We start from the raw sequence: 12,173 nt of genomic DNA, 5'->3' as shown, positions 1-12,173 counted from the left end.
TTTAGTATACAAATCCTTCAGATCCAAATATGCTTTCGCTTTTTAAAATGTAGCCATCTTTATCATAGGTCAACTGATAAATTGTTTCTGACAATAACTCTCCAATACTATATTTCCTGCTGACAACATTATTTTTACTCGTAAATGCAAAAAAATTTGAATCTGGAGATTTAATGGATGCCCATAATCTTACACCAATAGGATAATCAGCTAAAATATTTTTATTATTATCATATGCAATTTCAATTTTCACATTATCATATTCTTCTTTAATCATATTACCGTTCTGGTAAGTGAAACTTTTCTGAAGATAATATTCCCCGCTGTTAGGAGATTGTCTAAGCAGCTGAATCGGTTGCCCTTGATCGTTTAAAATATATTTATTCCTCGTAGAACCTTGCTGTATAATAATCTCACCAGCATTGTAATGAAACAATATAGAATCTGGAGGAAATTCCGGAAGTAAGGTTAAATATCTTATAGCTTTTGTAACCCTCTCATTTTCATCATAGATAAAGACTGTTTTAGTTTTATCATCTACAACCTCAATAAGCCTTTCTTTATAGTTGTATACCCACTTTTCATCTTTAGAAGTGGAAGGGGGAGAAAAAGAAAAATATCTGGTAATTCTTTTTTGGGGTTGGTTAACATTTTCATCCTTATCATCGTTACTACATCCTGCCAAGAATATAAGAGATGTAAAAGCCAGAAGGCACTTTAATAAATTTTTCATAATTTGTTTTTGATCAACATCAATTAATTTTTTTCTATGATGCTAGTAAGATTTATACTTTTTTAAATTTGTTAAATTGCTTTTAAATGATACTGCAGATGGTCAATATAATCCTGGATAATATATTCCAGCGTAAAAGTCTGAGGAACCGTTTTTGTAGTATCGCAGGTTCTCTGTAAAGCTTCATCCGGAATATTTTCCACGGTATGCACAATCTGAAAATTCAAAGATTTCCAAAGACCGATGATCTCTGAAACCGGAATATTCTGATAATTCTGTGCTTTTACCCAGAAATCCTGGTCATATACAATATTATCATTTTCCTTATACAGAGTGACCACAAATCGTCTGATATTGCTGAGTGCACTGTCACAAAGATGCCCTAAGATTTCTTTTTTCGACCATTTTCCGGGTGAAATTTTATTATTCCAATCTTCGTCAGAAATGGTTTCAAATTTCTGAAGCTCGGCATCAACAATATTTTTAAGGATCTGGTAGTTCATCTGTTTACTAATAATCTAATTTCGCGTGACTTCCCACATAATGTAAGAATTCCTGTCTTGTGATAGGATTGGTTCTGAAAATACCGCTCAATTCTGCCGTGATGGTAGAACTTGCCGTATCTTTTATTCCTCTGCAGTTTACGCAAAGGTGCTTCGCATCAATGATGCATGCTACATCTTTTGTCCCCAATGCTTCCTTTAAAGCATCTACAATCTGCATCGTCAGTCTTTCCTGAACCTGCGGTCTTTTTGCATAATAATCCACAATCCTGTTGATCTTGGAAAGCCCGATCACTTCACCGTTTGAAATATAGGCTACGTGGGCTCTTCCGATGATCGGCAGAAAGTGGTGCTCGCAGAAAGAATACACAGTGATATCTTTTTCCACCAGCATCTGGCGGTATTTATATTTATTGGAAAAAGTGGAAATTCCGGGTTTATTTTCCGGAAGAAGTCCTCCAAAAATTTCATTTACATACATTTTGGCCACACGCCTTGGGGAATCCTTTAAAGAATCATCCGTCATATCCATCCCCAGTGTTTCCATAATTTCACCAAAAAGTTCGGTGATCTTTTCTATTTTTTCCTGTGGCGATTTATCAAATGCATCTTTCCTAATAGGCGTATGTTCTTTTCCAGTGAAAATATCATCGTCGTTATCGGTAAAATCAACCATTTTTATTTAATTTGCAACAAAAATACGGATAAAATCTGTTCATCGATTTCAATTTGAACGAAAAACATTGTCCATTCTCAACTTAGCCTATGATTATTGTCGAAGAAGTACAGAACAAAAAACAGAAAAAGGACTTTTTAGAATTTCCCGCCCAGCTTTACCGGCGCGACAAGAATTACATCAGACCACGAAACCAGGATATCGAAGAGATTTTTGATCCTGAAAAAAATAAATTCTTCACGGAAGGAGAATGCACCCGATTTTTATTTAAAAACAAACAGAATGAAACGGTAGGAAAAGTGGCCGTTTTCGTCTCTGCCAGCTGCCAGCAGGAACAGCCTACGGGAGGAATCGGTTTTTTCGACTGTATCAATGACCAGAAAACAGCTGATTTTATCTTTGATCACTGCGTAGATTGGCTTAAGGAAAGAGGCATGGAAGCTATGGACGGTCCCATCAATTTTGGAGAACGGGATAAATTCTGGGGGCTTCTGACGGAAGGTTTTGAGGAGCCTTTATTCGGCATGAACTATAATTTCCCTTATTATAAAGCACTTTTTGAAAACTACGGCTTTAAAATGTATTTTGAACAGCTTTGTTTTTCGAGACCCATTTTTGCAGATGTTTCAAGGGTTTTTACTTTAATGCATACGAAGCACAGTAGAAATCCGGCGATCTCTGCAAGGCCGATGAAAAAGAATAATCTGCCGAAGTTCGCAAAAGATTTTACGGATATCTACAATCAGGCCTGGGCCTGCCATGGGGAAGGCAAGCAGCTGGAAGAAGCAAAAGTACTGAAAATGTTCAACACCATGAAGCCGATTATCAACGAACATATCTCTTGGTTTGTCTATGAAAATGAAAAACCGATTGCAATGTGGATGAATCTTCCGGATGTGAACCAATGGTTTAAATATCTGAACGGGAAATTCGGAATTGTGGAAAAACTCAGGTTTCTGTGGATAAAAAAATTCAGGAAGAATGAGAAAATGGTAGGTCTTGTTTTCGGCGTTATTCCGGAATGGCAAAAGAAAGGTATAGACGGTTATATGATCTGGGAAGGAACACAGCATCTGAGAAAACATACGGATTTTAAAACTACTGAACTTCAATGGATCGGAGATTTCAATCCTAAAATGATCAAAATAGCGGAAAGTCTGGATACCACAGTGACTAGAAAACTGACCACCTACCGGTATTTATTTGACCGAACGAAAGAATTTGAAAGACATCCTATCCTGTAAATAAAAAACCCTGCTGTTGATCAGCAGGGCTCCTTTCATTAAATACTCTATTAGAATAGCTCTCCGGCTACTTTTTTAATATTATCACTTTTCCCCATGGAGTAAAAGTGAAGAACGGGAACTCCAAAATCCAGCAGTTCCCTGCATTGGTTAATGGCCCATTCCACTCCGATCTGTTTTACAGCTTCGTTGTTTTTAGCATTTTCCACTTCGCTGATCAGCTCTTCAGGAAGATCTATTTTGAATACCTGCGGAAGAATTTTCAGATGTTTTTTGGTGGCAATAGGTTTTATTCCCGGGATAATAGGGACTGTAATTCCCATTTCCCTTGCTTTCTGAACAAATTCAATAAATCTTTTATTATCAAAAAACATCTGGGTAACGATATAATCTGCTCCGGCATCTACTTTTTCTTTGAGCCATTTCAGGTCGTAATTCATGGAAGGTGCTTCCATATGCTTCTCCGGATAGCCTGCTACTCCTATGCAGAACTTATTAAGCTCATCGGAAGCCTTTTCGTCATTATGAAGATACTTTCCTCTTCCCAGGTCATTGATCTGGTGAACAAGATCCATCGCACTGGCATGTCCTCCCGGGGTAGGCTCAAAATACTGATGCCCTTTCATCGCATCTCCTCTCAAAGCCATAATATTGTCTATCCCCAAATACATACAGTCTACCAAAAGGTATTCTGTTTCTTCTTTGGTGAAGCCTCCACACAACAGATGGGGAACGGTATCCACATTGTATTTATGCTGAATTGCGGCACATATTCCAAGCGTTCCGGGACGCATTCTGGTAATACGGCGCTCCATAAGCCCGTTTCCTTTGTCAATATAAATGTATTCTTCCCTGGAAGTGGTGACATCAATAAATGGCGGCTTAAACTCCATAAGCGGATCTATATTTGTGTACAGATCTTCGATTCCTATGCCTTTCTGGGGCGGAACCACTTCTAAGGAGAATAAAGTTTTCCCGTTTGCGTTTTTTATGTGTTCAGTGATCTTCATTGTATAGTTTAGTTATTTTCTTTTGTTGCAAGCTGCTGGTTTATCAGTGGCCGGCTGTCATCAACCGGTAAGTCAAAATCATTAACATTTTAAGCTAAATTCGGAGATAACCATCTTCTGGCTTCATCAATTGAGCAACCTCTTCTTTTTGCATAATCTTTAAGCTGATCTTCAGTAATTTTTCCCAGACCGAAATACTTCGCATGCGGACTTCCGAAATAATATCCGGAAACGGCAGCCGTAGGAAACATCGCCAGACTTTCTGTAAGGAAAACCCCAGTATTTTCTTCTACTTTTAAAAGATCCCAGATGGTTTTCTTTTCCAGATGGTCAGGACATGCAGGATAGCCTGGAGCGGGACGGATCCCTTTGTATTTTTCAGCGATAAGGTCTTCATTGCTCAGGTTTTCCTGATTGGCATAGCCCCAATATTCTGTTCTTACTTTTTTGTGTAAAAATTCGGCGTAGGCTTCAGCAAATCTGTCGGCAAGGGCTTTTACCATGATGGCATTATAATCATCGTTGGCTTTTTCATATTCCTCAGCGAATTCGTCTGTTCCGAAACCGGTAGTTACGCAGAAAGCGCCTACATAATCCGTCTTTCCGGAAGTCTGCGGAGCGATGAAGTCACTTAATGCTAAATATTCTTTTCCTTTGGAACGCTGTGCCTGCTGTCTTAAGGTCAGGAATCTGGCCTGTTCTTCATTATTTTCATTAAAAATCAAAATATCATCCGTTTCATTGGAATTCGCTTTGAAGATTCCGAAGATGGCTTTTGCCTGCAGTCTTTTTTCATCGAGAATTTTATTTAAAATTACCTGGGCATCTTTAAATAATTCCTTTGCCTGCTCTCCTACGACTTTATCTTCAAAAATATTCGGATATTTTCCGTGAAGGTCCCAGCTTCTGAAAAACGGCGACCAATCGATAAACGGAAGCAGTTCTCTCAGATCCTGATCTTCAAATACAGTTACGCCTAACTGATTCGGTGTAAAAATTTCTTCGTTTTCCCAGTCGATTGTGAAATGACTTTGTCTAGCCTCCTGAATGGAAACATAATCTTTATCCACCTGTCTGTTCAGGAATTTCTCACGGAAATCGGAGTATTCATCTTTAAGTTCTGAAACATATTCTTTATTTCTGTCCCCTAAAAGCGAACTTACCACATTCACCGCTCTGGAAGCATCATTCACGTGAACGACTGCATTTTTATATTTTAAATCGATTTTCACAGCGGTATGTGCTTTGGAAGTGGTAGCACCACCAATCAATAAAGGAAAATCAAGGTTTTGTCTTTCTAATTCCTGAGCGATATACACCATTTCATCCAAACTTGGTGTGATCAAACCGCTCAATCCAATAACATCTACCTTTTCAGCAATCGCAGTCTGAATAATTTTTTCAGCAGGAACCATTACACCCAGATCAACAATTTCATAGTTATTACAACCTAAAACAACGCTTACAATATTTTTACCGATATCGTGAACATCACCTTTTACCGTTGCCATCAAAATCTTTCCGTTGGCCGGTCTTGAGCCATCTTTTTCCGCTTCAATAAAGGGCTGTAAATAAGCCACCGCTTTTTTCATTACCCTAGCCGATTTTACCACCTGAGGTAAGAACATTTTTCCGCTTCCGAATAAATCTCCGACCACGCCCATTCCGGTCATTAAATTAATTTCAATAACGTGTAATGGCTTTGCCGCCTGCTGTCTTGCCTCTTCCACATCTTCTTCAATAAAACGGTCGATTCCTTTTACCAGAGCATGGGTGATTCTGTCCTGCAAAGGTTTTGTTCTCCATTCTAAATCTTCAACTTTTTCTTTTTTGACCGATTTATGTTTTTCGGAGTAATCCAGCAATCTTTCTGTGGCATCTTCTCTTTTGTCAAGAATAACATCTTCCACAAGCCCAAGAAGCTCTTTATTAATTTCATCATAAACCTCAAGCATTGCAGGGTTTACAATTCCCATATTCATTCCTGCCTGAATGGCGTGATACAGGAAAACCGAGTGCATGGCTTCTCTTACGGTATCATTGCCACGGAAGGAAAAAGAAACGTTGCTTACACCACCACTCACGGATGCATACGGAAGATTCTGACGGACCCATCTTGTGGCTTCGATAAAGTCAATGGCATTTCTCCGGTGCTCGTCCATTCCTGTTGCCACAGGGAAAATATTTAAATCGAAAATAATATCTTCTGCGGGGAAATTGAGCTGATTGACCAGAATATCATAAGACCGTTTTGAAATTTCTATTCTACGCTCGTAAGTATCGGCCTGCCCCACCTCATCAAATGCCATAACAATCATGGCAGCACCATATCTTTTGATGGCTTTTGCGTGACTGATAAATTCTTCTTCTCCTTCTTTTAAACTGATAGAGTTCACGACACATTTTCCCTGTGCCACCTGAAGTCCCGCTTCTAAGATCTCCCATTTCGAGGAGTCGATCATCAAAGGAATTCTGGAAATATCCGGTTCGGAAGCAATTAAATTTAAAAATTTGATCATGGAAGCTTTTCCGTCGATCAATCCGTCATCGAAATTGACATCAAGAATCTGTGCACCGCCTTCAACCTGATGACGGGCAATATCCAGTGCTTCACCGAATTTTTCTTCTTTTATTAATCTTAAAAACTTTTTGGAACCGGCAACGTTTGTCCTTTCACCAACATTGATGAAATTACTTTCCGGCGTTATGATAAGAGGCTCAAGGCCTGATAATCTTAAATATTTCATTAATTTTTTATTCTGCTAAATTATAATAGGCACTGTCCGTATTTGGTCCCGGCAGATCTATAGCTCTGCTTCAGGTTGTAAACAGCGGAAACTTTTTATAAGCCAGCTTCTATTTTTTGTTTTAATTAAAAACAGCCTGATTATACAAACTCTTTCGTTTTTCTTGGTGGATATTGTGCTACCAAGTCTGCAATAGCTTTTATATGATCGGGTGTTGTTCCACAGCATCCGCCGATAATATTAATCAATCCTTTTTCCACATATTCTTTGATCTGCCGCGCCATATCTTCAGGCGTCTCATCATATTTTCCGAAGGCATTGGGAAGTCCGGCATTCGGGTAAGCAGAAACATAAAATTCTGAGTTATGGGCCAGTGTCTCCAGATAAGGGGTCAGCTGATCTGCTCCTAAAGCGCAGTTAAATCCTACGCTTAATAAATTTAAATGTGAAACTGAGATCAGGAAAGCTTCGGCAGTCTGGCCGCTCAGTGTTCTCCCTGACGCATCGGTAATGGTTCCGGAAACCATGATCGGAATTTTAATATTCCTTTCATCCTGAAGTTCATCAATGGCAAATAAAGCTGCTTTTGCATTCAGTGTATCGAAAATGGTTTCTACCAGAAGAATATCTGAACCTCCGTCGAGTAAAGCTTCACACTGCTGTTTGTAAGCCGCTCTTAATTCTTCAAAGGTAATAGCTCTGTATCCTGGATCATTTACATCCGGACTTAAACTTGCCGTTCTGTTGGTAGGTCCGATAGAACCTGCCACGAATCTTGGCTTATCCGGATTTTGAGCTGTAAATTCATCACAAACTTTTCTGGCAATTTTCGCTGATTCATAGTTCAGTTCATACACGAGATCTTCCATATGATAATCTGCCATAGCAATGGTAGTTCCGGAAAACGTATTGGTTTCGAGAATATCTGCTCCCGCTTCCAGGTATTTTCTATGAACCTCTTCAATGGCCTGAGGCTGAGTAAGGGAAAGAAGGTCGTTATTTCCTTTTACCGGATGTTCCCAATCTTTGAAACGCTCTCCGCGGTAATCTTCTTCTTCGAACTTGTAACGCTGAAGCATGGTTCCCATGGCACCGTCGAGAATTAAAATTCTCTCTGATATGGCTTTGTATAATTGTTCTGAATTCTTCATATGATTTCTTATTATTTTGATCGATAGGATTTTCATCCTATCCTTTGGTAAATCGTCCCGTTGGGACTCTTTGTTTATTCAAACTTACCAAGCCTTGTCAAGGTTTAAAATCTTGACAAGGCTTATTTTGAGTTGAATCAAGCTATTCCCAGAATTTTAATCCAAAGCCTGTTTCAAATCTGCAATGACATCTTCTACATTTTCTAAACCTACGGAACAACGCACTAAGCCTGCTGTAATTCCTACTTCGTTTCTTTCTTCATCTGTCAGTTTTGAATGCGTAGTTGATGCAGGGTGTGTTACAATTGTTCTGGTATCTCCAAGGTTGGCTGAAAGTGAGCACAATTTTATTTTGTCCAGGAAGTTTCTTCCGCCTTCTATACCTCCTTTAATTTCAAAGGCTACAATATTCCCTCCTAATTTCATCTGCTTTTTGGCAATTTCATAGCTCGGATGAGATTTTAAGAACGGATATTTTACAAGCTCTACATTTGGGTGGTTTTCTAAAAATTCTGCTACTTTTAATGCATTTTCACAATGTTTTTCAACCCTGATCGCAAGTGTCTCAAGACTTTTTGAAAGCACCCAGGCGTTGAAAGGCGACATTGCTGGTCCGGTATTTCTTGCAAAAAGGTAAATTTCTCTGATCAGATCGGCTTTTCCTACGGCTACTCCACCTAATACTCTTCCCTGTCCGTCAATAAGTTTCGTTGCAGAATGTACAACAACATCTGCACCATACTTAATCGGCTGCTGAAGATAAGGTGTTGCAAAACAATTATCTACAATAAATATAAGGTTATGCTTTTTTGCAATCTGTCCGAAAAACTCAAGATCCAGAATTTCAATAGCCGGATTAGTAGGTGTTTCAAGGTATAGGATCTTTGTATTAGGCTTAATGTACTGTTCTACATTTTCAGCATCTTCTGCCTTAAAGTAAGACGTTTCAATATTCCATTTCGGGAAATACTTGGTAAACAGCGTATGGGTAGATCCGAAAACCGACTGACAGCTTACAATATGATCGCCTGCATCCAATAAAGTGGCAAATGTGGAATAGATGGCCGCCATCCCGGTTGCAAATGCATATCCTGCTTCTGCGCCTTCCATTTTTACGATCTTATCTGTAAATTCAGTTATATTCGGGTTGGAAAAACGGCTGTAGAGGTTTTTATCTTTTTCTTCGGCAAAACTGGCTCTCATGTCCTCTGCATCCTGAAAAATAAAACTGGATGTAAGGTATAACGGCGTGGAATGCTCGTCAAACTGAGATCTTTCAGTCTGGGTTCTTATAGCGGAAGTTTCAAAATTTTCCATATAGTTTTAATTTAATAGGGCAGCAATGGTTTGTGTGGTGTTTAATGATGGAGAGCCATTGGTGCGTTATATAAAAAATAATAATTACGTTTTTTTGGGGTGGGTTTTATAATAAGATAGGATTTCATCCTATCCTTTGTTAAATCGTCCCTTTGGGACTCACTTTTTTAATGTCGTAGAGTATTGTTTTGAAATTTATTAATATCCATTGTTACATTGTTACATTGTTACATTGTTACATTGTTACATTGTTACATTGTTACATTGTTATTAATATTATTTCGTTTCACTTACTCTTAAAATATCGCCGAAAACACCTCTTGCGGTCACCTGAGCTCCGGCTCCGGCACCCATGATCACGATCGGGTTTTCACCATAGCTTTCCGTGTAAATCTCGAAGATTGAATCTGAGCCTTTAAGCTGTCCTAATGCGGAACTTCCCGGAACGGAAACCAGTTTCACGTCAAGCTCGCCTTTATCTTTTTGTAAATCTCCATGTAAATCCCCGACATATCTTAAAACGTGACCCGGCTCCTGGTTTTCCTTGATTTTCTGATATTCTTCATCCAGTTCGTCTAATCTTGAAAGGAATTCTGATTTTGAAACAGAAAGTAAACTTTCAGGAACCAGATTCTGAATGTTGATATCGTCAAATTCATTGATTAAATCCAGCTCCCTAGCCAGAATCAACAGTTTTCTAGCGACATCATTTCCTGATAAATCTTCTCTTGGGTCTGGTTCTGTGTAGCCTTTTTCCAAAGCTTCGTTGACAATTGTGGAAAACTTATCGTCTCTCAAAGAAAAATTATTGAAAACATAGCTCAATGTTCCGGAGAAAACCCCTTTGATTCTTGTAATATTTTCTCCTGACAGGTGAAGTAATTTGATGGTATCAATTAACGGAAGTCCCGCACCAACGTTGGTTTCATATAAGTAACGTCTGTTGTTTTTACTCAACGTATATCTTAGTTTACGGTATTCTTCGATAGGAAGCGTGTTGAAGATCTTGTTGGAAGAAACCAGGTCAAAACCATTTTCAGCCAGTGCATGATAATTTTTCACAAAATCTTTACTGGCGGTATTATCTACTACAATCAGATTTTCCAGCTGATTTTCTTTTGAGAAGTTGATTAATTCTTCTACGCTTGACGGATGCTCCGCCACTGAAACCTCATCATTCCAGTCTGCATTAAAACCTTTTTTATTGAACGCAATTTTTCTTGAATTGGCTACGGCCACAACTTTAAGATCGATCTTCTTGCGTCTTTTAATTTCTTCGGAAGATCTTAAAACCTGCTCTATTAATGTTTTTCCAACATTTCCATGTCCGATAATGGCCAGATGAACGGTTTTAGGCTTTTTGAAAATTTCAGACTCAATAACATTTTTCGTTTTTTCATCCTGAGACGAAGTAACTACAATATTAACTCTGTTTTCTCCTGAAACCTGGTTTAAAAGCAATGGGAAAACATTATTCCTGGCCAGTTCAGCCAATACTTTATTAAAGTCTTCCGCTACAAACCCCAGTACGGAAACATTATTGATACTGTAAATCTGGGAAACTTTTCCCGATCTTCTTTCTGCTTCAAATTCATCAATCAGACAGGCAACGGCTTTTTCTGCATCCGCTTCATTAACCAGAATGGAGATTCCATTTTCAATAGCCTGCTGGGAGATTACTCCTACACTGATTCTCGCTAAAGTAAGCGCTTTAAAAATTCTTCCGTCGATCCCGATTTCACCTAAGAAATCTTCCCCTTCGAATTTAATAATTGATCTGTTTTTTAAAAACTTTATTTCGTTAGCATTTCTCATTCTACAAAATATTTTTTATGATAGTATTTAATTGTTTGTATTCCATTAAGAAGGCATCGTGCCCGTGAATTGACTGTATTTCATGATAGAAAACCTCTTTCTTTTTTTCTTTCAGCTTTTCAAAGCACATTCGGATTTCTGAAGCCGGGAAAAACAGGTCGGTATCTACAGCGATCAGGTGCATTCGTGCAGTGATATTTTCCAGTTGAGATTCTTCAGTATTGATATTCATCAGAAGATGGTTCATCAGTTTATATGATCCTAAACTAAACCTTTCGTTTAATGAATTTCCGTGATAAACCAGCCAGTCTTCTGATTCTAAGCGCTGATTATCTTTATGATATCTGTTTTGAAATCTGTCATTTAAAGATTGGGGTGTTCTGTAACACAGCATGGCGTGTATTCTTGCTTTCTGCAAAGGTTCATCGTTTCCGCTCAACAGAAATTTCTGAACCAGGCACTGGGCATGAAGCCAGTCGTGTGTTCTGAGGTCGCAGGCAATAGGGATAAAAATTTCCGCAAGCTTTGGTTGCTTAGCCAGCATTTCCCAGCCAATTCCACCTCCAAGAGAACCTCCGATAATGGCGTACAGTTTTTTGATATGTAAAGCTTCAAGACCTTTCAGGAATATTTCTGCTATCTCTGAAGGGGTGAAGTCTTCGTATTCGTCAATTAAAAAATCATCATATCCGTTTCCGGGGATATTGAAACACAGAACTGTATATTTATGCGTATCGATCACCTGATTTTCACCAATTAGCTGTTTCCACCAGCCTTTTTCTCCGGAAACATTTGAATTTCCGGTTAAAGCATGATTGATCAGTATAATGGGAGCTGTAAACAGGTCTTTCCCGAAGATCTGATAAGTCAACGGGATATGATATTCCTTTTGGGAACGGGTTTGATACGAAAGATTAATATAGTTTAGTTCTGTTTTCAATTCTATTATTTTAATACAATTGAAAATGCCACAGGAA

Annotated in this window: 10 protein-coding genes; 1 reads left to right on the top strand and 9 read right to left on the bottom strand. The window is 38.5% G+C overall.

Annotation, left to right across the window (positions count from 1 at the left end):
- Window position 1: 1 nt before the first annotated feature.
- From JET18_RS15120 to folE, 3 genes are all read right to left on the bottom strand, one after another.
- A complete protein-coding gene (locus tag JET18_RS15120) occupies window positions 2-733 on the bottom strand; it encodes a hypothetical protein (protein ID WP_202092362.1) in 732 nt (243 codons plus the stop codon).
- A 71-nt stretch (window positions 734-804) separates the two neighbouring features.
- Window positions 805-1,236 carry a DinB family protein gene (locus tag JET18_RS15115; protein ID WP_202092361.1) on the bottom strand — a complete coding sequence of 144 codons (432 nt, stop codon included), beginning with the start codon at window positions 1,234-1,236 and terminating at the stop codon, window positions 805-807.
- A gap of 7 nt (window positions 1,237-1,243) precedes the next feature.
- Complete coding sequence (folE, locus tag JET18_RS15110; RefSeq protein WP_047376638.1) at window positions 1,244-1,912, bottom strand: GTP cyclohydrolase I FolE; 669 nt, start codon at window positions 1,910-1,912, stop codon at window positions 1,244-1,246.
- Window positions 1,913-2,001: 89 nt separating this feature from the next.
- On the opposite strand from folE, the gene JET18_RS15105 reads away from it, so the two are divergent.
- A complete protein-coding gene (locus JET18_RS15105) occupies window positions 2,002-3,156 on the top strand; it encodes a hypothetical protein (RefSeq protein WP_202092360.1) in 1,155 nt (384 codons plus the stop codon).
- A 50-nt stretch (window positions 3,157-3,206) separates the two neighbouring features.
- On the opposite strand, the gene metF is transcribed toward JET18_RS15105, so the two are convergent.
- From metF to JET18_RS15075, 6 genes are all read right to left on the bottom strand, one after another.
- The gene (gene metF / locus JET18_RS15100) at window positions 3,207-4,166 is read right to left on the bottom strand and encodes a methylenetetrahydrofolate reductase [NAD(P)H] (protein WP_202092359.1); all 960 of its coding nucleotides are present in this window, start codon (window positions 4,164-4,166) and stop codon (window positions 3,207-3,209) included.
- An 89-nt stretch (window positions 4,167-4,255) separates the two neighbouring features.
- Window positions 4,256-6,913: a methionine synthase gene (metH, locus tag JET18_RS15095; protein WP_202092358.1), complete on the bottom strand. Its 2,658-nt coding sequence runs from the start codon at window positions 6,911-6,913 to the stop codon at window positions 4,256-4,258.
- 140 nt (window positions 6,914-7,053) lie between these two features.
- The gene (locus JET18_RS15090) at window positions 7,054-8,064 is read right to left on the bottom strand and encodes a homocysteine S-methyltransferase family protein (RefSeq protein ID WP_202092357.1); all 1,011 of its coding nucleotides are present in this window, start codon (window positions 8,062-8,064) and stop codon (window positions 7,054-7,056) included.
- A 156-nt stretch (window positions 8,065-8,220) separates the two neighbouring features.
- The gene (locus JET18_RS15085) at window positions 8,221-9,381 is read right to left on the bottom strand and encodes an O-succinylhomoserine sulfhydrylase (RefSeq protein ID WP_202092356.1); all 1,161 of its coding nucleotides are present in this window, start codon (window positions 9,379-9,381) and stop codon (window positions 8,221-8,223) included.
- 276 nt (window positions 9,382-9,657) lie between these two features.
- On the bottom strand, window positions 9,658-11,196 hold the full coding sequence (locus JET18_RS15080) for an ACT domain-containing protein (protein WP_202092354.1): 1,539 nt from the start codon (window positions 11,194-11,196) through the stop codon (window positions 9,658-9,660).
- A 1-nt stretch (window position 11,197) separates the two neighbouring features.
- Window positions 11,198-12,136, bottom strand: coding sequence for an alpha/beta fold hydrolase (locus JET18_RS15075; protein ID WP_202092353.1), 939 nt, complete (start codon window positions 12,134-12,136; stop codon window positions 11,198-11,200).
- Window positions 12,137-12,173 lie beyond the last annotated feature (37 nt).

Source organism: Chryseobacterium endalhagicum (assembly GCF_016745235.1).
GTDB lineage: Bacteria > Bacteroidota > Bacteroidia > Flavobacteriales > Weeksellaceae > Chryseobacterium > Chryseobacterium endalhagicum.
This window is presented reverse-complemented; position numbering and strand designations above follow the sequence as displayed.

Excerpts from the sequence above, each read along its gene's own strand:
- JET18_RS15105 (WP_202092360.1), top strand. The coding sequence starts at position 2,002 with ATGATTATTGTCGAAGAAGTACAGAACAAAAAACAGAAAAAGGACTTT.
- metF (WP_202092359.1), bottom strand. The coding sequence starts at position 4,166 with ATGAAGATCACTGAACACATAAAAAACGCAAACGGGAAAACTTTATTC.
- JET18_RS15080 (WP_202092354.1), bottom strand. The coding sequence starts at position 11,196 with ATGAGAAATGCTAACGAAATAAAGTTTTTAAAAAACAGATCAATTATT.
- JET18_RS15090 (WP_202092357.1), bottom strand. The coding sequence starts at position 8,064 with ATGAAGAATTCAGAACAATTATACAAAGCCATATCAGAGAGAATTTTA.
- JET18_RS15085 (WP_202092356.1), bottom strand. The coding sequence starts at position 9,381 with ATGGAAAATTTTGAAACTTCCGCTATAAGAACCCAGACTGAAAGATCT.
- folE (WP_047376638.1), bottom strand. The coding sequence starts at position 1,912 with ATGGTTGATTTTACCGATAACGACGATGATATTTTCACTGGAAAAGAA.
- JET18_RS15115 (WP_202092361.1), bottom strand. The coding sequence starts at position 1,236 with ATGAACTACCAGATCCTTAAAAATATTGTTGATGCCGAGCTTCAGAAA.
- JET18_RS15120 (WP_202092362.1), bottom strand. The coding sequence starts at position 733 with ATGAAAAATTTATTAAAGTGCCTTCTGGCTTTTACATCTCTTATATTC.
- metH (WP_202092358.1), bottom strand. The coding sequence starts at position 6,913 with ATGAAATATTTAAGATTATCAGGCCTTGAGCCTCTTATCATAACGCCG.